Source organism: Pseudomonas fragi, from assembly GCF_025426255.1.
GTDB classification, from domain to species: domain Bacteria; phylum Pseudomonadota; class Gammaproteobacteria; order Pseudomonadales; family Pseudomonadaceae; genus Aquipseudomonas; species Aquipseudomonas kulmbachensis.
The window spans coordinates 2,044,039-2,065,544 of sequence record NZ_CP104861.1; the positions used below are offsets into that span (position 1 = coordinate 2,044,039).

Sequence of the window (21,506 nt, forward strand, 5' to 3'; positions counted from 1 at the left end):
TAATGCTGCTATGGATATACGCCATTTCCGTTATTTCCTGGCCGTTGCCCAGCAACGCAACTTCACCCGTGCTGCCGAAGTACTGGGAATTGCGCCGCCAACCTTGACGCGGCAAATCCAGGATCTTGAACACGCCTTGGGCGTACGTCTGTTTGTGCGCCAGCAGCGTCAGGTCAGCCTGACTGAAGCGGGCCAGGCGTTATTGCCCGAGGCTGAGGCCACCGTGCGCCAGTTCGAGTTTGCCCAGCGCAATGCACAGCGGGCCGGGCGCGGCGAGACGGGCCATATCGAATTGGGATATGTAGCATCGGCCGTGTATTCGGGGGTGTTGCAGCAACAGGTGCAGGCATTTTCGAGTGCGTGTGCCGAGGTTAGCCTGAGCGTACGAGAGGCGCCGATGGCCGGCTTGCCTTCGATGGTTGCCGAAGGGCGCTTCGACCTGGGCTATGTGCGCTCTCCCATGACTTTGCCACAAGGTCTGGAAGCGATTCGTCTCAAGGCTGAGGGCTTTGTTTTGGCGCTGGCGGCTGACAGCTGGCTGGCGCGCCTTAAAAGCGTCAGCGCGGCGCATTTGCAAAACGAGACATTTATCTTGCCCGAGCAAATCAGCGGCACCTTGCACGTGGCTGCCCAAGGAGGTTACGCGCCCAGGCTGGGTGCCCAGCCGGGTGGCCTGGTGGCGGTGATCGCGCTGGTATCGTTGCGCCAAGGGGTGGCGGTAGTGCCGGCATCGGTGGTCGGTCATATCAGCCTGCCGAATGTACTCTACCGGCCGATCGAGGGTTGTGACGCGCAGTCATGGTTGTCGTTGATCCACCGCCGGTTCGAAAAGTCGGCGGTGGTGACGCGTTATATCGAACAGGTCAAGCGCTTCTGATTGGTCGAATCCAACTGCAGGATTTTGTCGTTTACATGGATGCGTCAGAACCTGGAAGCAGTACAATCGCGCCCCCTTACCGAGCATGGATGCTGTTCGGCACACGTTCACGAGAAGGTCCATGGTGTCTGCAACTTACTCTCCCTCGCTGGTTTTGATTTCCCTGTGTGTCGCCATTCTGGCGTCGTACACAGCCCTTGATCTGAGCGGCCGTATTGCCACGGCGCGAGGCCGCAGTGTGTACCTGTGGATCGGTGGCGGCGCACTGGCCATGGGCTTTGGTGTGTGGTCGATGCACTTTATCGGGATGCTCGCGCTGGAGTTGCCGCTGGAGTTGGGTTACGACCTGGGGCTTACTCTGTGGTCATTACTGGTGGCTATTCTGTCGTCCGGCTTTGCCTTGTGGCTGGTCAGCCAGCCGCGACTGCCTGCGCTGCAACTGTTGTTCGGTGCCTTGATCATGGGCTCGGGCATTAGCGCCATGCACTACAGCGGTATGGCCGCGTTGCGCATGCAGCCGGGGATTGATTACGACCCGACGCTGTTTGGCCTGTCGCTGCTGATTGCGGTGGGGGCTTCGGCAGCCGCGTTGTCGATTGCGTTTCATCTGCGCAAGCAAACCCCTTACGTGCGTCTGGTACGCGGCGGGGCGGCGGTGATCATGGGCCTGGCGATTGTCGGTATGCATTACACCGGCATGGCTGCGGCGAGTTTCCCCCCCGGCAGTTTTTGCGCTGCCGCCGTGGACGGTCTGAGTGGCAAGGGGCTGGATAATCTGGTGCTGGTGTCCAGCCTGGCCGTGTTGGTGATTGCGTTGCTGACCTCGGTTTTTGACGCCCGGCTCGATTCCCGCACTGCCGCTCTGGCGGACTCATTGACCCTGGCCAATGAAGAGCTGACCCAATTGGCACTGCACGACACCCTGACCGGACTGCCCAATCGCATCCTGTTGGCTGACCGTATCGCTCAGGCAATGAGCAAGGTGACGGAGCAGGGCGGGTGTTTCTCGCTGATGTTTATCGACCTCGACGGTTTTAAGCCGGTGAACGATGCCTTCGGTCATCATCTGGGCGACCGCTTGCTGCGTGAGGTGGCCTTGCGTTTGCGCGAGCAGTTGCGCAGCCAGGACACCCTGGCACGCATTGGCGGGGACGAGTTTGTATTGCTGGTGCGTTTGCTTGAGCCCGATGATGCGCCGCAAGTGGCTGCGCGGCAGGTCGGGCTGTTGTCCAAGGCATTCCGGGTCGACGATCATGACTTGCTGATTTCCGCGAGTGTCGGTATTGCGCTGTACCCTGGTAACGGCCTGACCGCCGAAGAGTTGCTGATGAACGCCGATGCGGCGATGTATCACGCCAAGGGCGCGGGCAAAAATGGCTACAGTTTTTTCGATGCCTCGATGAACATCAACGCCCGCAAGCAACTGCAATTGCTGCAAGACCTGCGTCAGGCTCTGGTGTTGCAACAGTTTTGCCTGCATTACCAACCCAAGTTCGACGCCAGCAATGGCCTGCCGGTAGGGGCTGAAGCCCTGCTGCGCTGGGAGCATCCGCAGCAGGGATTGCTGTTGCCAGAGCACTTTATCGCCCTCGCGGAAAAAACCGGCCTGATCATTCCCATTGGCGATTGGGTGCTCAACGAAGCCTGCCGCCAGATGCGTGTGTGGTTCGATCAGGGCTATAGCCACTGGCGTATCGCAGTCAACCTGTCGGCGCTGCAGTTCTGCCATTCGGGGCTGGTCGACAGTGTGGTCGCAACGCTGGAGCGGCACCAGTTGCCAGCCAACAGCTTGACCCTGGAAATCACCGAAACCACGGCCATGAGCGACGCCGATGCGAGCATGGTGGTGTTGCAGCGCCTGTCGCAGATGGGTGTTGACCTGTCTATTGATGATTTCGGTACCGGCTATTCCAGCCTGATGTACCTCAAACGTCTGCCCGCCAATGAATTGAAAATAGACCGTGGTTTTGTGCGTGATCTGGAGCATGACAGCGATGATGCTGCGATTGTTTCGGCCATTGTTGCACTGGGCCAGGCACTGGGCCTGCGAATTGTGGCCGAGGGCGTTGAAACCGATACCCAACAAAGCTTTTTGACCACGCTGGGCTGTGATGCCTTGCAGGGTTATCTGCTGGGCCAGCCGCTTCCGGCCAATCAGTTTATGGTCGATATTCATCGCGCAGAGGACCTGAGCGCTGGTAAACCGGCGGCGACCTGACAAATCAAACCCTTGACGGTTATGCTGGCGGCCAGATTTGAAATGTTGAGTGGGGAGCGTACTTTTATGGACAAAGTTATCGTGATCACCGGTGGCAGCCGTGGCATAGGCGCCGCAACAGCAGTACTGGCGGCGCAGCAGGGCTATCGAATTTGCATCAACTATCTGGCTGATGTTGCGGCTGCCCATGAAGTGCTGGCCCAGGTTCAGGCTTTGGGCGCAGAAGCTATTGCGGTGCGCGCCGATGTCAGCGACGAAGAGGAAATCATTCGTCTGTTTATCGAGGTTGACGAGCGGTTGGGGCCGGTCACGGCACTGGTCAACAACGCTGGCACCGTGGGGCTCAAGTCACGGGTCGACGAACTGTCCGAGTTGCGCATCATGCACACCCTGAAAACCAACGTGCTTGGCCCGATCTTGTGTGCCAAGCATGCCGTGCTGCGCATGTCGCCCCGCTACGGTGGGCAGGGCGGCAATATCGTCAATGTGTCATCGGTAGCGGCACGCTTGGGTTCGCCCGGCGAGTACGTCGACTACGCTGCCTCCAAGGGCGCGCTGGACACTTTCACCGTGGGCTTGTCCAAGGAACTGGCGGGCGAGGGGATTCGGGTCAACGCGGTGAGGCCAGGCTATATCTACACCGACTTCCACGCCTTGAGTGGCGATCCCGGGCGGGTCAGCAAACTTGAACCGATCATCCCCATGGGCCGGGGCGGGCGTGCTGAAGAAGTAGCCGAGGCGATTATCTGGCTGCTGTCGGACAAGGCTTCCTACACCACCGGCACCTTTCTGGATCTGGGCGGCGGTCGGTAAGATGTAAAAACTCTGTTCCAGGTCAAGCCTTTAGTGGGAGCGAGCCTGCTCGCGTATGATTTTCGCGAGCAGGCTCGCTCCCACGCTTGAAGGATCTTTGCCGCTGCCATCGTAAAACCTGACATCGCGTAGGGTCAGGCCGGAACGGGATTTAGCATGTGCTGGCGCTGCGCGCCAGATCGCAGCCTCGCTGCGCTCCTCAGCTGCTACACAGTGATTTACGACTTGCCATTTCACCTTTTGCGACGATAATGCGACTTATTGCTATTTAAGTCTGGTTATCTATCGTGCCTATCCCTGTGGACCCCAAAACCCTGCTGGCCAGCCTCTATCTCGACAATCATGCCTGGTTGCGCGGCTGGCTGTCGCGACAGGTGCGTTGCCCGCAGGATGCGGCCGATCTGACCCAGGACACTTTTCTGCGCGTTTTCGACGCTCAGCAACTGGAGCGCATCCAGGAGCCCCGCGCTTATCTGAGTACAGTTGCCCGCCGCTTGCTCTGTTCGCTGTGGCGGCGGCGCAAACTTGAACAATCCTATCTTGAGCAGTTGGCCGATCTGCCCCAAGGCTATGCGCCGTCCGCTGAAGATATAGCGCTGGTGCGCGAGGCGATTGAAGCCATTGATCGCGTGCTTGAAGGTTTACCGTCGCGGGTGAAACGGGCCTTTTTGCTCAATCGACTTGAAGGTATGCCCCAGCAAGCCATCGCTGACCAGTTGGGTGTCTCGTTGGCCACGGTTGAGCGTGACTTGCGCCGCGCCTTTATTCATTGCCTCTCGCAAACGGCGCCATCCCAATGAGTACAGCCAAGGTTGATTCGACCACCCGTGCCGCCATTGACTGGATGCTGCGCCTTGAGTCCGGGAGTGCCAGCCCTTCGGAGCGTCAGGTGTTCAAGGCCTGGCTGGCGCAAAGTCCAGAACATCTGGCCGCGTGGCAGCGGGTAGCCGGGGTATTGAAAGCTCCGGTGGCCGATTTGCAATCAGTGGAACGCCGCAGCCCCGGGCAATTGCAGGCTGCACGCCGAGCTCTGCTGAGCGGCACGTCGCCCTCAGGCAAAAATGCCTTGCGGGGCAGCCTGCTACTGTTGCTGCTCGGCTTGGGTGCGGCAGGCTTGGTGAATCGTGTAACGCCATTGACAGGCTTGATGGCCGATCAACACACCGGCACCGGTGAGCGCAAAACCATCGAACTGGCGGATGGCAGTCTTCTGACACTCAATGCCCGCAGCGCGGTCGATATCGAGTTCAGTAACGGCCAGCGGCGGGTACGGCTGCGCGAAGGGGAGTTGCAGGTGGACGTGGCCGCCGATGCCGGACGACCATTTGTGGTAGCCACGGCCCAAGGCCAGGTGCAGGCACTGGGGACGCGTTTCATGGTGCGCCAGGGCGCGGACGAAAGTCTGGCCAGCGTGCAGCAGCACAGCGTGCAACTGGACACGCTGGGGGGGCAGCAACGACGTATCGACACCGGTCAGGCGGTGGCATTCACGGCCAATCAGATAGACCCGCAAACCCCGACATCACGGAGCCAGGCCGATTGGCTCCAAGGCCGGGTCGAACTGCATGATGAGCCATTGTCGGCACTGGTCGAGGCGCTGCGGCCCTACCAGACCGGTGTGCTGCGCATCAGCCCCGAAGCGGCACGGGTGCGGGTGTTTGGGGTTTTTGCGCTGGACAACACCGCGCAAACCCTCAGCGCGCTGGCGCAAACCTTACCGATCAAGGTCACGCGTTACGGGCCATGGCTGACCCTGATTGATGTGAGTCGATAAAAACAACCGAATGCGAATTAATTGCAAATAGTGTGAGGGGAAACCCTTGCTCGTTGGTCAAGGTTACAACTGCCTACCTTGCAACGAGAAAGGACGCCCCATGCCGTACGCCCCGCTAAGACCTTGTCTGCTGGCCCTGACCATCACCCTGTGCCTTGCTGGCCACCCGCTGACTGCGGTGGCCGAGGCGATGCACCGTGAGCAAAGTACCACTCGTTTTTTTGATCTGCCTGCTGCGCCTTTGGGTGTGACCCTGAGCCGGATCGCCCGTGACAGCGACTTGACTCTGTCGGTCGCACCCGCCTTGCTGCAGGGCAAAAAATCCGCTCCGGTGAACGGCATGTATACCCCGCAACAGGCTGCCGAACACGCCTTGGTGGGCAGCGGCCTGGGCCTGAGTGTGACCGACAGCGGCGCGTTGAGTGTTTACCCGCAAGCCGAGGCGGGGGCGTTGAACCTGGGAGCAACCAATGTCTCGGCGTTGTTGGCCGAAGACGGTCGTGGTCACGTTGACGGCTTTGTCGCCACTCGTTCGGCGACGGCCACCAAAACCGACACGCCGATTCTGGAAATTCCGCAGACCATCAACGTGGTCACGGCTGATCAAGTGCAGGTGCAGGGCGCCCGCGACCTGACGCAAGCGCTGCGTTACACCCCGGGCCTGAGCACTAATGGCTACACCGACCGCAACACCATCGCGGACGAAATCACCAGCCGCGGCTTTGCCCCGACCTTGCTTTACCTCGATGGCGCGTATTTACCGTCGGCGGGCAGCTTGGGCGGCACTCCGCAAATCGATCCATACACCCTGGAACGTATCGAAGTGCTCAAGGGGCCGTCCTCGGTGTTGTATGGGCAGAACCAGCCAGGCGGCATGATCAATATGGTGTCCAAGCGCCCGAGCACTGAGGCCAAACATCAGATAAAGGTCGGCACTGGCAGTTTTGATCGCTACAACCTGGCCTTTGATTTCACTGGCCCGCTGGATGATGCAAAAACCCTTAGCTATCGGCTGATCGGTGTCGGCAACACCGGCAGCGAGCAGGTGGACCACACTGAAGATTCACGCCAGTTGCTGGCGCCAAGTTTTACCTGGACGCCCAACGACAACACTGAGCTGACGCTATACGCACAGGTGCAGCGTGATGATGCCCTGGCCGATTACCAGGCCTTGCCTGCGGTGGGCAGCCTGTACCGCAACTCGCAAGGCAACAAGATTGATCGCGACAAGTTTTTGGGCGACTCAAAGTGGAACGATTACAAGCGCGACCAGTATGTGCTCGGCTATCAGTTTTCCCATGCCTTCAACGAGGCGATGACTTATCGCCAGAGCCTGAGCTATATCGACGTCGACGACCGGTACAAGGGTTTTTACCTGAACCGTTTTGTCACCGCCCCGGATGGCGCGACAGACACCCACGCCAGCCGCACCAAGCTCGACTGGCGTCAGCAGAACAGCTCTTACACCTTCGACAACCATCTGCAGAGCGACTTTGTCACCGGGCCTTTGCAGCACACCTTGCTGGTGGGGCTGGACTACAGAAGTTTCATTCGCAAATATCAGGGCTACAACCTGTCCGGCAGTGAGATTCTCGACCTTTACGGTCCGGGAAACTACCGCACCGATGGCGTGCCGACCCTGACCACCCAGTGGGACAACCGGGTCAAACAAACCGGCCTGTATGTGCAGGACCAGATCAAGCTGGACAACTTTATCCTGACCATTGGCGGGCGCCAGGACTGGGCCAAGGTTGAAAACAATGACCTGCTGGCCAACACGCGGGAGCAGCAAAACGACAACAAGTTCACCGCTCGCGTGGGCCTGACCTATGTCACCTCGTTCGGTCTGGCGCCGTACATCAGCTACACCGAATCGTTCCTGCCGTCAGTGGGCACCTCGGCCCCGGCACGTGGCGCCAAGGCGTTCAAACCGATGACGGGCAAGCAGTATGAAGTGGGGGTCAAGTACCAGCCCAATGACACCAGTCTGCTCACGGCCTCGGTGTTCGAGATCACCCAGCAAAATGTCCTGACCGGCGATTTGCAGTATCTGGAGTACCAGGTCCAGGAAGGTGAAGTCAGATCGCGGGGCATTGAACTGGAAGGTAAAAGCCGCTTTAACAACGTCGACCTAATCGCCTCGCTGTCGTATCTGGATGTGTTCTACAGCAAGTCCAACTACAACAACCAAGGTAACCGAAGTGAAGCGCAATCGCCGTGGGCGGCGAGCGTCTGGGCCGACTATCACTTCACCGGGCAGGCGCTTGCGGGTGTGACCCTGGGCGGCGGTGCGCGTTACACCGGAAAAAACTTCGGCGACTCGGCCAACACCTTCAAGACCCCGTCATTTGTGATCTACGACGCCACGCTCAGCTATGACCTGGCGGCCCTTGATCCGAGCTTCAAGGGCGTCAGCACCAGCCTTAACGTGCAGAACCTGTTTGATCGCGAGTATGTGTCCTCGTGCAACTACAGCTTTGGCTGTTATTACGGGCAGCAGCGCACGGCGGCGCTGGAAGTCAAATACGATTGGTGATGACACTTTCACTCTTGTGGGAGCGGGCTTGCTCGCGATTGCATCACCACGGTTGGCCTGATTGGTCGCGCCGTTTGCATCGCGAGCAAGCCTGCTCCCACAGGTCTCTGTCGGTTTTTTGGTGCGGGTTCAACGACGCAATTTGAGTGCACTGGCCAGGCTGATGGCCAGTGGTAGGCGTGGCAACAGCGTGGCCTGGTAAGCATGGTAAAGATCCGGTTTGCCGGGCCAGATGTTCTCCGAAGGCAGGTTATCGATCCCCAGTTCGTGATGCCAACTGCCGTGCTGGCGGTCGATCATATGCAGGTCGATATAGTCCCAAAACTGTTGATACCAGACCTCGTATGGGTGCTCGTCGGTGCGTTGCAACAACGCAGCGGCCGCCGCTGATGCTTCGGCCAGGGTCCAGTGCAGGCGCTCGCGCACCACCGGCTGATTGTTCCAGTCCAGGGTGTAGACAATTCCGCTGCCGCCATCGACATTCCAGCCATGCAGGCACGCACTGCTGAACAGTTGGCGAGCGTCTTCCAGCAGCCACGCTGGCGCCGACAAACCGCGCTGTTTGCGGGCGGCTTCAAGGTGCAGCAACAAGCGCGCCCATTCGAAGGCGTGCCCCGGGGTTTTGCCGAAGGGGCGAAAGCCATCCGCCGGGTTGTCCCGGTTGTAGTCGGGCAACGGCTGCCAGTGGGCATCGAAATGCTCGACGGGCAGGTAGTCGGACTGCGCCGCATGTTGGTGAATAACCCGCTCGGCAATGCGCAAGGCGCGGTCCAGCCACAGGTCTTCGTCGAGCACATCGGCCAGGGCCAGAAAGGTTTCGGTGCCATGCATATTGCTGTTGGCTCCGCGATACGCCTCGCAGTCACTCCAGTCGCGGGCAAAGGACTCCAGCAGAGCCCCCTCGGCTTCGGACCAAAAACGCTCTTCAAGTACGCCAACAGCTTCGGCCAGCAACTCTGCTGCGCCCTGACGCCCGGCCACCACTGCCGAGCTGGCGGCCAGCGCTACAAACGCATGTAAATAGGCTGCTTTGCGGGTGTTGCCATCTTGCGCAGCGGGGCTGGAAAACCAGCCGCCATGCTCGGCGTCACGCAACGGGCCCGCCAATGCGGCCAAGCCGAGGTCGATCAGCGGAGCGCATCCCGGCAGGCCTTGAATGTGGGCCAGAGAAAAGCTGTGCACCATGCGTGCAGTGGTAACGGTGTCAGCCGTGGCATCATCCGGGCGCTGGCCAAATCGATCCAGCTGGGCGAAACCGAGCGGTACGCGGGCCGCTTTGGCGAAATCCACCAGTGCCCGGCCCTGTTCGTGCAACCACTGCTGATGGGGGGCGGATGTCAGCCAGCTTTCGTTGGTCCGGGTGAGGTCGGTCATGTGCCACCTGTATTGTTTTTGTCGTTATTCAGCGCTCGCAGACTAAGGGATTGGCCGCCCGGCTGAAAGCTTTCATCTCTGGGTATAGCTTAAATTTCCGGCACCCAGCGCTGCGACCAGTCGCTGTCCTGCTTGACGATTTCGCGCAGCAGTTCGATGCCTTGTTGCAAGGCCGCACTGTCTCGTTCGCGCGAGTACACCAGATAGGTCGGGTAGCTGAATTCGGGGGCCTTGGGTACACGCTCAAGGGCCCCGCTGTCCAGGTAGCTCTGCACCACGCGAGTGCGGAAGTAGCCGCTACCGCCGTTTTCCAGAATGTAATGCAGGGCTACCGGCCCCAGATTGAAACTGATGGCTGCCCGCGACTTGTCGGGAAGGGCGGCGTCATGCTGGCGGCGAAAGTCCTCGCCCCACTCGATGTACACATAAGGATCGGGTTGCCCCGGCCGACGAATCTGGATCAGTTTTTCTTCGAGCAACTGCTCCACCTGGACCCCGGGCCAATAGGCCGGTTGATAGACCAGTGCAGCGTCCAGCAAGCCCATTTCAACCTGGCGCAACAACTGCTCGGCATCGCTGATCTGGATGCGCAGGGCATGGGTGGTGAGGTGTTGGCGCAAGGCCTTGGCCCAGCTCAGGATCAGTGGGTTGCACAGGCTGACTTCGCCGCCGATGTGCAGCAACTGATCAAGACCTTCAGGGCGCGGCAGGTCGCGGCGGGCGGCCTCCCAGGTTTGCAGCAGTTGATTGGCGTATACCACAAAGGCTTCGCCCTCGGGGGTAAGCCGGGCGCCTGCGCGGTTACGGATAAACAGCGTGACGCCGAGCAGGCTTTCGAGCTTGTGCACCCGAGCAGTTACGGCGGTCTGGGTGACATGCAGTTTTTCAGCTGCGCCAACCAGGCTGCCATAGCGAACTATTTCAAGGAAGGTGCGAGCCAGGTCGAGGTCCATAAACACGCCAGTGTGCAAGAGGCCAGCAGTGTAAGGCTAATGCGTCAAAAACACATGAAACAACGACCTTTATTGGCACGCATCAATGTTTATTTCCTGCATCAGGCTAACGTCTCTCCCCTTGGCACAGGGTGGCAGTGATGTGCTGAGCAACGATACATAAAAAAAGGGATTACAGACATGGATGACTTGAAGCGACAGTACGACATTCAACCTTTGATGCAGACCGATATGTCCATTCTCATCAATGGCCAAACGGTTGACGCAGCTCTAGGAGAGACCGTACTCAGCGTATTGAACTCAGTCGGCATACGGCAATTGTCGCCCAATGATCACGGCCAGATAAATGGCGCTTATTGCGGTATGGGTGTGTGCTACTGCTGCCTGGTGAATATCGATGGCCGACACAAGCGTCGCGCCTGCCAGACGGTGGTGCAGCCCGGAATGCAGGTCGAGACCGGAACAAACCGGATCGCCGAGCAGGAGCTCGCGCTATGAATGCCAAACCGGTGATTGTCGGCGGCGGCCCGGCGGGTATGTCGGCTGCGATAGAGCTGGCAGAACACGGGGTGCACAGCACGTTGCTCGAAGAAGCTTCACGCCTGGGCGGCGTGGTCTATCGCGGACCTTTGCGCGACGGTGTCGAACTTGACTACCTGGGCGAGCGCTACAAGGACGCACTGCAAAAGCTGCACCGCGAATTTTCGGCCATTGCCCATTTTGTCGATGTGCGTCTCAACCATCGCGTGGTTGGCGGGCAAGGTGAACAATCTCTGCAAGTGCTGGACGACAGTGAGCAGTTGCAGCAAATCGGCTTCGAACAACTGGTGTTGTCCGCTGGCTGCCATGAACGCAGCGTGCCGTTCCCTGGCTGGACTACTGCGGGTGTAATCATGCTCGGTGGTCTGCAACTGCAGATCAAAAGTGGCGTGGTCAAGCCCAAGGGGCCGGCGCTGATCGCCGGTACAGGACCTTTGCTGATGCTGGTGGCCTGCCAGTTGCACGCGGCGGGTGTGGAAGTGGCCGGGGTATATGAGGCGTGCGAGTTTGGCCGGATTGCCAAGCAAAGCCTGGCACTGCTCAATCAGCCGCAGCTGTTTCTCGACGGTTTGAGCATGCTGGTTTACCTCAAGCGCCATGGCGTGGCCGTGCATTACGGTTGGGGTGTAGTGCAAGCAAGGGGCGAGGGTGAACTGAGCGAAGTGATCGTGGCCCCGTACTCCAGCACCTGGCTGGCCGATATGAACAAGGCGCAGGCGGTGCCAGCTCGCACCCTGGCGGTGGGCTACGGGTTTATTCCGCGGACTCAACTCAGCCAGCAGATGGGCCTTGAGCACGCTTATAACGTCGATGGTTATCTGGCGGTCAAAGCCAACAACTGGCAGCAGAGCAATCAGCGGTCAATCCACCTGGCCGGGGATGTCACCGGCATGCGCGGCGGTGAAGCGGCGATGCTCACCGGGCGCATTGCAGCGTTGTCGATTTTGCTGCAACGCGGGGTTTTGAGTGAAAAACAGGCGCTTGAGCAGCGCCGCGTGTACCAGTCCAGGCTCAACACTATCGTGCGCTTTCGTGGCGGCATTGACCGCTACACCCAGCGCGGCACGCGTCAGATCGAATTGCCGCAGGCGGACACGGTGGTGTGTCGTTGTGAAAATGTGACCCGTGCGGACATCGACCTGGCCCTGAGCCAGGGCGTGCAAGACATGGCCAGCCTGAAAATGCGCACCCGAATCAGCATGGGCGACTGCCAGGGCCGGATGTGCGTCGGCTATTGCAGCGATCGCCTGCGTGAAGCCACCGGGCGCAAGGATGTGGGCTGGTTGCGCCCGCGCTTTCCGCTGGAACCCGTACCGTTTTCGGCTTTTACCAATGCGTGCAAGGATGCCTGACATGATCAAGACTTATGATGTGGTGATTGCCGGTGGTGGTGTTATTGGCGCGTCCTGTGCCTACCACTTGTCTCGTCGCCAGGATCTGAAAATCGCCATGATCGACTGCAAGCGCCCCGGCAATGCCAGCCGCGCTTCGGCAGGTGGTTTGTGGGCTATCGGCGAGTCTGTAGGGCTGGGTTGCGGGGTGATTTTTTTCCGCATGATGTCTGCCGAACGCAAGCGCGAAGCACAGGGTTCGGCAGTAATTGTCGATTCCACCACGCCACATATCCTGCCTGATTGTTTTTTCGACTTTGCCCTGCAATCCAATGCGCTGTACCCCGGCTTGCACCAGGAGCTGCTGAAAAAGCACGGCATGGATTTCAAGTTCGAGCGCACCGGGCTCAAGTACGTGATTTATGACGATGAAGACCGACAGTATGCCGAGCATATCGTCGCCAACATTCCACACTTGGCCGATGAGGTCCGCTGGCTCGATCAGGCGGCCCTGCGCGAGTCGGAGCCGAGTGTCAGCCACGACGCGCAAGGTGCACTGGAATTTCTGTGCGATCACCAGGTGAGCCCGTTCCGTCTGACCGATGCTTACACCGAAGGGGCGCGGCAAAATGGCGTCGACCTGTACTTCAATACCAACGTCACTGAGGTGTTGCGTCAGGGCAGCAAGGTGATCGGCGTGCGCACGGATAACCATGGTGCATTCCACAGCAAAACCCTGATCAACGCTGCTGGCGCCTGGGCGGCAGACCTCAGCGTAATGGCCACCGACCTGAGCATCCCTGTGGCGCCGGTCAAAGGTCAGATTGTGCTGACTGAACGCATGCCCAAGTTACTCAACGGCTGCCTGACCACCAGTGATTGTTACCTGGCGCAAAAGGACAACGGCGAAATCCTGATTGGTAGTACCACGGAAGACAAAGGGTTTGACGTGAGCACCACCTTTCCTGAAATCACGGGGCTGGTGCAGGGCGCGATGCGGTGTATTCCTGAACTCAAGGACGTGAACCTCAAGCGTACCTGGGCCGGGCTGCGTCCGGGCTCGCCCGATGAGTTGCCGATTCTTGGACCAATGAAGGGGGTCGAGGGGTATTTGAATGCATGCGGTCACTTCCGTACCGGCATCCTGACCTCTGCGATAACCGGTGTGATGCTCGATGCGCTGGTACGAGATGAGCCGCTACCGCTGGATGTCACGCCGTTTCTGGCAGATCGTTTTGACTTGCAACCGGTGATGCGGAAAAAAGTCATGGGCGCATAAACGCCTCTGAAGGCTGTGGGAGCGAGCCTGTTCGCGATGTTTTTGAGGCCTTCGCGAGCAGGTTCGCTCCCACTGATGTTTTAGAAGGTGTATTTGGTGGTCAGCATCAGGTTGCGCGGTTCGCCGTAGTAAGTGGTGCTGAAGTTGCCCAGGCCTGACAGGTATTTTTTGTCGAATACGTTGTTGGCGTTGAGGTTGAATGTCAGGTGTTCGTTGTACTCGTAGCGGGTCATCAGGTTGACCAGCGCATAGCTCTGCTGCTCGATGATGTCGTAGTCAGATTTGGATTCGTTGTAGATCCTGCCGTAAAACGGGCTCTGCCAGTTTACGCCACCGCCCACGGTAACCTTGTTCATCACTCCCGGCAGGCGGTAGCTGGTGAACAGCCGTGCCACGTTTTCAGGCTTGGTAGTTTCCAGCGGGTAGCCATACAAACGGCCGCCATCTTCGGTTTTGGTCTGGGCGTAAGTGTAGCCGGCCATCACGTTCCAGTCGGGCATCAGCTCACCGGCCAGTTCAAGTTCGATGCCTTTGGTGGTCGCACCATCAACCGACTTGTAGTAGGTCTCGTTGGCTGCATCGATACCATCAACGACGGCCAGATTTTTCTGCTCGGTGCGAAAAATCGCTGCGGTGGCATTCAGGCGACCGTCGAAGTATTCACCCTTCAAACCGATTTCGTAGCTGTTGCCTTCGGTGGGGGCCAGGGTGGTTCCGGATTTGCTCCTCTCGGTGACCGGTTTGTAGATCGAGGTGTAACTGGCGTACGCCGAGTAGGTCTCGTTCAGGTCATACACCACACCGGCATACGGCGTGACTTTGCCGTGCTGCTTGGAGGTGGTTTTGTTGTCTGAAAATCTAGCGGACTGCACGTAGTATTTATAGGTGTCGTTGTACTGGTAGTCGCTCAGGCGACTGCCAAGGATCAGCGCCAAATCGTCGGTCGGTTTGAAGCGCGCAGCGATATAGGCGCTGTTCTGGTTTTGATTCTTTTCGTACTTGCCGTTTTTCGGGAAGTACGGTTTCGGGTAATCGCCGGACCAGTCAAAGATGCTGCCCGGGACCGCGCCGACCTGGGAGGCGTCAAAGGTCGCACCGGTTTGTCTGGACGACTGTGAAGTGGCGCCTACCACCAACTCATGTTCGCGGCCAAACAGGCTGAACGGGCCGGTAGCGTTGATATCAGCAGTGTTCTGTACGCGATGGCCTTCCCACTTGCCCCAGTAGAAGAACATACCTTTACCGGTGACCGGATCAGGCATGCCACCGCTGGCCGATGCCAGTTGAGTGTCGTGATCATTGGTTTGCTGGGTCAAGGTGCCTTTGACTTTCCAGTCGTTGGCAAAGCGGTGTTCAAGGGAGGCGAAGGTCGACTGTGCCTGAACGTCGCGACGGCTCCAGTCAGTGGCCGGGTTGAATGAGCGACTGAAATCGGTCTTGGTGTAGTTGGAGAAGTAGTACGGGTTACCGGTCCATGACGAGCCGCGTGGCTTGATGTTCTGGTAGTCCATGCCGAAGGTGAACAGGGTGTCCGGGGTCAGGTCGGCCTCGATGATGCCGTAGAACACATCATTCTTTTTCGAGGCGTGATCGCGGTATGAGTCGGCATCCTGATAGACCCCGACAAAGCGTCCACGCACGCTGCCGTCTTCATTCAACGGCCCGGAAATATCACCTTCGGTGCGGTAGTTGTCCCAGGAACCGGCGCTGGCAGTGACTGAGGCCTTGAATTCGCGGGTCGGTTTTTTACGGATCAGGTTCACCGTAGCCGATGGCTCGCCGGAGCCTGACAACAGACCAGTGGCGCCTTTGATGATATCGACGCGGTCATACAGAGCCATGTCGACCTTGGTCGCGCCTTCATCGAACACACCGTCATACTGCGTGTTGACGCCATCGTACTGGAAGTTGGTGATGGCATAGCCACGGGCCGAGTATTCCATGCGGTCGCTGTCGTAGGCCTGGGTGGAAATCCCCGGCGCGTTGCGCAACACATCGCCGATGCTTTGGGCAGCCTGGTCGTCCATTAGCTGACGGGTGATCACGGTAACGGTTTGCGGGGTTTCGCGGATCGACAACGGCAGTTTGGTCGAGCTGTTTGTGGCACCGGTGGTGTAGGAATGTGTGTCTTCGGTGGTCAGTGAACGGCCCATGCCCTCGCCGGAAATATTGGTCGCGCCAAGCTCCAGGCCTTTGCCTTGAGGTGCACTGAGAATCACCGTATCGCCATTGAGCTGATACGAAATGCCGCTGCCTTGCAGCAGGGATTCCAGTGCCTTGACCGGTTCCAGCGAACCGGACACGGAATGCGACTTGATGCCTTGAACCTGATCCGGGCTGTACAGGATTTGCAGGTTGGCTTGCTTGCCCAGTTCATTCAGCGCGCTGGCCAGTGACTGCGCCGGAATATTCAGGGCCACCGGAGCCGCCTGAGCAATGGATGAACCCAGTAATACCGAGGCCACAAAGGCGCTGGACAACAGGGTGCGGCGAACAGTCTGGCGCTGGGTAGCGATCGAAAGAGGGGTCCGGCTCAAGTTTGGTCGTTGCATTGCGTGCCTAGGCTCCAGAGAAGGAAAAATCTTTCTTGTTAATGGGAATAGTTATTAGACGCAGCACGATCAGGAAACCAGAAACAAGTTCCGCAATTAATTCGGATTATTTTTTCAGCTGTTGCGGGAGTCGCGGTGAGTTGTGTCAGGCGACATCCAGCGCGGTGCTGACTTTGCCGCTGTCCATGCGTACCAGTTGGTCGGCAACGTCGAAGTAACGGTCGTCGTGGGAAATCACGATGATGGTTTTGCCCAGGCGCTTAAGGTCCGGCAACAGCTCGGTGTAGAAAATGCGGCGGAAGGTGGGGTCCTGGTCGGCGGCCCATTCGTCAAATACCAGCACCGGGCGTTCTTCGAGCCAGGCATTGACCAGCGCCAGGCGCTTGCGTTGGCCGGTCGAGAGGTCGGTGGTGCTGAACTGACCGTCGGTGATACTGACCTTGTGCGAAATTTCCAGGCGCTTGAGGTATTGCTCGGCGTCCTGGGGGATTTTCATGTCGCCTTGCACCACGTCGTCGAACAGGTAGTAGTCGGCAAAAATGGTGGTGAACAACTGGCGGTAATCATCGCGGCTTTGGGCTGTGACGGGGCTGCCGTTCAGGCGGATTTCACCTTGCTGCGGTGCGTACAGGCCTAGCAGCAATTTGATCAGGGTAGTTTTGCCGCAACCGTTTTCACCGACGATAAACACAATATCGCCCTGCTTGATCTGCAGGTTGACCGGCCCCAAGTGGAACGGGGCACTGCCATCCACGGCTGGAAAAGTGTAATTGACGTCCAGCAGTTCCAGGCTATTTACCGTCTTGTCCTGTTCCCCCGGCTCGCTGAGCAGCAAGTGCGGTTCGGGTGAGTTGAATTGCTCGGACAAGTCGGCGATGCGCCGGAATGCGATTTGCGCACGGCTGATGATCGGCAGGGTGCTGATCAGATGCTCCAGCGGGCCTTTCATATACAGCAGCACCAGGACAAAACCACTGATAACGCCAGGATTATTGCTGGGCCACCAGGACTGCATGGCCAAGGCCAGGCCAATGACCACGAAGAACAGCATCGAGCCCAGGCTTTTGGCGATCACAAAGGTATTGATCGAGCGTACTTGGATGTCGCAGATTTTTTGCGCCGTGCGCGCAATGCCGCTGACGAACATACGCTGACGGCGTGGGCGATGGATGCGCAGTTCCTTGGCGCCCTCGGCAATTGCGTTGTAATGCTTTTGCAGTTCGTCCTCGGCTTCGCGGGCTTCGCTGAAGCCGTTGAGGCCGTAGCCACGGGCAATGTATTGAATGACGGTGCCGATCACGATTGCCACCAGCATCATCAAGAACATGGGCCACGACAGCATCGCCAGATAGCCCATGCAGCCCAGGGTCACGGTCAGGGAAATGGCCAGCGGCGCAAAGGCAAAGGCAAAATCACTGATGGTGTCGACATCGTGGGTCAGCACCGGGATCAGGCGGTGGCTGCGGTAGCGTTCGATTTGCGAAATCGGCGCCGAGAGTACTTTTTCGCCCAGCTCTTTGCGCAACCTGGCAATGATGTGCTGGCCGACGTAGTTGCTGCCAATATCCGAACAGATGCTACTGGCCAGTGCCAGCACGCAGAGCCCGGCGAACAGGGCGACCACCTGCTGTGTGAGGCCGCCTTCGGCATGCAGTGCGTTATTGATGGTTGCCAGCAATACCGTGACGCTTAACCCGCCGACCATCCCCAGCAATACGGACAGGCTGACGATCAGGCGAAACGGCTTGAGCAGGGTCAACAGTTCTCTCAGAACCCCGGGCGAGGTCCGGGGTGTAGCGGGCTGGCTCATAAACAAGAGTTCCTTGGATCAAGGGGAGGGCAGTCTCTTGTGAACGAGTGATTGGGTCGCGGATTTAGCGGCTGAGTGGTTACAGATCGCGCTCTACCCGGAACCCGATCCAGTCGCCACGGGTTTGCGGGTAAATATCGTTGCGGTTGCCCGAGCGGGAGAACACCGGCGCCTCACCCCAGTCGTTGCCGCGAATCTGGTGCAGTTCGCAGGTGCTGTCAGTGACCCAGGCGCTGCCGTCGGCGGGCGCACCGATGTAGTCGTTGTGCTTGCAGTCCGCCAGCCACTCATAAACGTTGCCGTGCATGTCGTATACGCCAAATGCGTTGGCCGGGTAGCTGCCCGCCGGTGAGGTGTAGCTGTAGCCATCGGCGGGGCCGTAGGTGTTGGCATGTTTGGCAATGCTGTATGCCTTGCCTTCATCCATCGGGAACGGGAAAGGCCCGGTAGACCCGGCCCGTGCAGCGTATTCACGGGTGGCCTCGCTGACCATGCGATACGGTTTGGCGGTTTTTTTGGAAATCCAGCTGACGTAGTTTTTGACGTCGTTAAAGTCCATGCACACCGCTGGTTGGCGCGGCCCTTGGGGATAGCGCGGTTTGCTGGCGATGCAGGCGCGCCCCGGGCGGTCGTCGCCATCGGCAATCGTGACTCCGGTCTCCTTGATATACGCATCGAACTCGCCCGCTGTGATCTGGAAGCGGCTGATGGCAATCGGTTTGCTGAAGGTCACGGTGTGCATCGGGCCTTCATCAGGTTCGCGCCCGACTTCATCTTGCGGTGTGCCCATGACGAAACTGCCAACGGGCAGTACCACCATTTCAGGGCAATGCTTGCAGTCCTTGAAGACCGTGCCCGGTGGTGCGGGTGGGTTGGCCTGGGCCAATGCGGGTATGGCACTGGAAAACAGGGCGGTGAGGGGCAAGTAATACAGTGGCTTCAACTTAAACATGGGCTGTGGTTTCACTTTAGTGAGTGGGTGCTGGCCTGGCGGCTTTTTGCACGGTGTCCCAGACGCGCAAAAAGTTGCCGCCCCAGAGTTTGGCTATGTCCGCCTCCGAGTAGCCGCGCTGCAGCAGCTCGGCGGTGACGTTGCGGGCCTCGCTGACATCCTTCCAGCCATCCAGGCCGCCGCCGTCGTTGAAGTCGGAACTGATACCGACATGGTCGATGCCGATCTTTTTCACCGCATAGTCGATCGCATCGCCGTAATCCTTGAGCGTGGCTTTGGGTTCTTGTTCGACGATGCTGTACAGGCCGCTGGCGTATTGGCCGAAGCGCTGTTCGGGCCACACGGTAATGATCGCGTCGCCGGGCATCAGGGCCATTTCCAGATTGCGCAGCGGCGGTAAATCGAACTGGCGGCGCAGGGTATTGAGTTTGTCCTGGCTGTCCTGGCTGAGCGGGCGCAGATAGGTGCCGAAACCCACAATCTGCACGACCCCGCCACTGTCTTTGATCAGTTGCATTTCCTTGTCACTGAGGTTGCGCGGTATGTCTACCAGGGCCCGTGGCGCTGAGTGCGAGGCCACCATTGGGGTGCGGCTGAGCTGGCTGACTTGCTCCAGGGCTTTGCTCGACATTTGCGACACGTCAATGATCACGCCCAGGTCGTTTAGCCGCTGCACGGCCTGTTTGCCGGTCGCGGAAAGGCCGTTGAGCGCATCCGGGGTGTCATTGAAAAAGGGCAAGGGGCGTGAGGAGTCGGCCCACTGGTTATTGCCCACATAGCTGAAGCCAAACATGCGCATGCCGCGCGCGGCCCATTGGTCGAGCTGGTTGAGGTCGTTACCCAGTGGATAGGCGTTGAGCATGCTGATGAAAATCGCAAATTTGCCCTCGCCGTGTAGTCGCCTGAAGTCATCCGGGGTGTAGGCAATTGCCACTTGATTGGGGAAGTCACGGACCATTGCACTGATGATTTGGTAGCGCGCCTCCTGTTCATTGCGCGCCGCTGCGACAAACCCGTCAGTTGGTCGATGCGGGGCGTTGGGCCCGTTCCAGATTTCCGGCCAGGCAAAGATCGTCAACGCAGCACCCGACAAGCGCCCCTTGGCCGTCTTCACCAGATCGAACTGGCCAGGGCCATCCTTGTCGGCTTCATTGCCTGCTGTACCAAACTCCAGTGGCACAGTGATATGGCTGTCGAAGGACAGGACCCGCGTTTGCAGCTCATCTGCTTGTTTGATGATGTTCAGCGGGTATCCCGCATTGCCTTTGTAGAAGCTGTCCCAGACCACAAACCCGCCACCGATGGCAGCGGCCAGCACTAGAGGAAGTCCGATCAACAGGGCTTTTTTTGCACGTGGTTTAGTCATTGCCTTCTCTGTAGGAATCCGCAGGCGCAGGGCCTTTGCTATCAGAAAAGAACGAGGAGCAAGGCCCGGAATTTAATCGGCAGTCTGGAATGGTGAATCGTTCTATGGGTAGAACGATGAGTGTCAAAAAATCAGACTACTCATATCCACGAATCGAATCTAAGCTTGTGACCATGATTTACAGGAGGTGCAACATGAAAAAGATTCTTGGTGTTTACGCAGCCCCCCGCCCTCATTGGGTAGGCGATGGTTTTCCGGTTCGCACTATGTTTTCGTACGACAGCATGGGCAAACACATCAGCCCGTTCCTGTTACTCGATTACGCCGGCCCCGCAGAGTTCTCGCCAACCACAGAACGTCGTGGTGTAGGTCAGCATCCGCATCGCGGGTTTGAAACCGTAACTATCGTCTACAAGGGCGAAGTCGAGCATCGCGATTCCACCGGTAACGGCGGGGTGATCGGGCCAGGTGATGTGCAGTGGATGACCGCCGCGTCGGGGATCCTGCATGAGGAGTTCCATTCCGAGGCGTTTGCCCGCAGTGGCGGCGCGCTGGAAATGGTTCAGTTGTGGGTCAACCTGCCAGCTCGGGACAAAATGTCCGCGCCGGGGTATCAGGCAATTGTGGATCAGGAAATTCCTGATCTCGCGCTGAAAGACCATGCCGGGCGTTTGCGGCTGATTGCCGGTGAGTTCGACGGCAAGCGCGGTCCGGCGCATACCTTTACGCCGATAGACGTGTGGGATATCCGCTTGAATGCAGGCAAGTCGACTACGCTCGATTTGCACCAAGGCCGCAACACCGCGTTGGTGGTGCTGCATGGCGCAGTTGAGGTCAATGGTCAGGAAGTGGTGCGTGAAGGGCAGTTGGCGCTGTTTGAACGCGACGGTACACAAATCCGTCTTGAGGCCAATAACGATGCGGTGCTGTTGATTTTGAGCGGCGAGCCGATCGACGAGCCAATCGTGGGGCACGGACCGTTTGTGATGAATACAGACGCCGAAATCCAGCAGGCATTTGTGGACTTCCAGTCGGGCAAATTTGGCCGGATGCCCGCGTAGACATAACGCACTAAACCGTAGCTCCAGGTCATGAATGTTCATGGCCTGGCCATTTGTATCTTCTTCCAGA

The 21,506-nt window shown here is 58.7% G+C and carries 16 protein-coding genes; 10 read left to right on the top strand and 6 right to left on the bottom strand.

Annotated features, from left to right (window positions below; genetic code table 11):
* Positions 1–10 precede the first annotated feature (10 nt).
* The 6 genes from N7D90_RS09370 to N7D90_RS09395 all read left to right on the top strand — a co-directional run bounded on the left by N7D90_RS09370 (position 11) and on the right by N7D90_RS09395 (position 8,218).
* Positions 11–877: a LysR family transcriptional regulator gene (locus tag N7D90_RS09370; protein ID WP_261741896.1), complete on the top strand. Its 867-nt coding sequence runs from the start codon at positions 11–13 to the stop codon at positions 875–877.
* Positions 878–998: 121 nt separating this feature from the next.
* Complete coding sequence (locus N7D90_RS09375; protein WP_261741897.1) at positions 999–3,095, top strand: putative bifunctional diguanylate cyclase/phosphodiesterase; 2,097 nt, start codon at positions 999–1,001, stop codon at positions 3,093–3,095.
* 66 nt (positions 3,096–3,161) lie between these two features.
* Complete coding sequence (locus N7D90_RS09380) at positions 3,162–3,908, top strand: SDR family oxidoreductase (protein ID WP_261741898.1); 747 nt, start codon at positions 3,162–3,164, stop codon at positions 3,906–3,908.
* Between the two features lie 299 nt (positions 3,909–4,207).
* Entirely contained in the window at positions 4,208–4,708 is a 501-nt protein-coding gene (locus N7D90_RS09385; protein ID WP_261742411.1) for a sigma-70 family RNA polymerase sigma factor, read from the top strand.
* Complete coding sequence (locus N7D90_RS09390; RefSeq protein ID WP_261741899.1) at positions 4,705–5,682, top strand: FecR domain-containing protein; 978 nt, start codon at positions 4,705–4,707, stop codon at positions 5,680–5,682. The genes N7D90_RS09385 and N7D90_RS09390 overlap by 4 nt, the downstream gene beginning before the upstream one ends.
* A 100-nt stretch (positions 5,683–5,782) precedes the next feature.
* On the top strand, positions 5,783–8,218 hold the full coding sequence (locus N7D90_RS09395) for a TonB-dependent siderophore receptor (protein ID WP_261741900.1): 2,436 nt from the start codon (positions 5,783–5,785) through the stop codon (positions 8,216–8,218).
* Positions 8,219–8,347: 129 nt separating this feature from the next.
* Here N7D90_RS09395 and N7D90_RS09400 read toward each other — a convergent pair whose 3' ends face one another.
* Positions 8,348–9,592, bottom strand: coding sequence for an AGE family epimerase/isomerase (locus N7D90_RS09400; protein WP_261741901.1), 1,245 nt, complete (start codon positions 9,590–9,592; stop codon positions 8,348–8,350).
* 89 nt (positions 9,593–9,681) lie between these two features.
* Entirely contained in the window at positions 9,682–10,545 is an 864-nt protein-coding gene (locus N7D90_RS09405; RefSeq protein ID WP_261741902.1) for a LysR family transcriptional regulator, read from the bottom strand.
* Positions 10,546–10,725: 180 nt separating this feature from the next.
* Here N7D90_RS09405 and N7D90_RS09410 point away from each other — a divergent pair, with 180 nt between their 5' ends.
* From N7D90_RS09410 to hcnC, 3 genes are read left to right on the top strand one after another with little or no spacing between them, the layout of a single operon-like run.
* The gene (locus N7D90_RS09410) at positions 10,726–11,043 is read left to right on the top strand and encodes a (2Fe-2S)-binding protein (protein WP_261741903.1); all 318 of its coding nucleotides are present in this window, start codon (positions 10,726–10,728) and stop codon (positions 11,041–11,043) included.
* Positions 11,040–12,437: a cyanide-forming glycine dehydrogenase subunit HcnB gene (hcnB, locus tag N7D90_RS09415; protein ID WP_261741904.1), complete on the top strand. Its 1,398-nt coding sequence runs from the start codon at positions 11,040–11,042 to the stop codon at positions 12,435–12,437. The genes N7D90_RS09410 and hcnB overlap by 4 nt, the downstream gene beginning before the upstream one ends.
* A 1-nt stretch (position 12,438) precedes the next feature.
* The gene (gene hcnC, locus N7D90_RS09420; RefSeq protein ID WP_261741905.1) at positions 12,439–13,695 is read left to right on the top strand and encodes a cyanide-forming glycine dehydrogenase subunit HcnC; all 1,257 of its coding nucleotides are present in this window, start codon (positions 12,439–12,441) and stop codon (positions 13,693–13,695) included.
* 80 nt (positions 13,696–13,775) lie between these two features.
* Here hcnC and N7D90_RS09425 read toward each other — a convergent pair whose 3' ends face one another.
* The 4 genes from N7D90_RS09425 to pvdM form a co-directional block, all read right to left on the bottom strand.
* Entirely contained in the window at positions 13,776–16,247 is a 2,472-nt protein-coding gene (locus N7D90_RS09425) for a TonB-dependent siderophore receptor (RefSeq protein ID WP_261741906.1), read from the bottom strand.
* A gap of 145 nt (positions 16,248–16,392) precedes the next feature.
* Entirely contained in the window at positions 16,393–18,057 is a 1,665-nt protein-coding gene (locus tag N7D90_RS09430) for a cyclic peptide export ABC transporter (RefSeq protein WP_261741907.1), read from the bottom strand.
* A 79-nt stretch (positions 18,058–18,136) separates the two neighbouring features.
* The gene (locus N7D90_RS09435) at positions 18,137–19,009 is read right to left on the bottom strand and encodes a formylglycine-generating enzyme family protein (protein ID WP_261741908.1); all 873 of its coding nucleotides are present in this window, start codon (positions 19,007–19,009) and stop codon (positions 18,137–18,139) included.
* Positions 19,010–19,025: 16 nt separating this feature from the next.
* Entirely contained in the window at positions 19,026–20,375 is a 1,350-nt protein-coding gene (gene pvdM / locus N7D90_RS09440; RefSeq protein WP_261741909.1) for a pyoverdine-tailoring dipeptidase-like protein PvdM, read from the bottom strand.
* A gap of 194 nt (positions 20,376–20,569) precedes the next feature.
* Here pvdM and N7D90_RS09445 point away from each other — a divergent pair, with 194 nt between their 5' ends.
* Complete coding sequence (locus N7D90_RS09445) at positions 20,570–21,436, top strand: pirin family protein (RefSeq protein WP_261741910.1); 867 nt, start codon at positions 20,570–20,572, stop codon at positions 21,434–21,436.
* Positions 21,437–21,506: the final 70 nt, after the last annotated feature.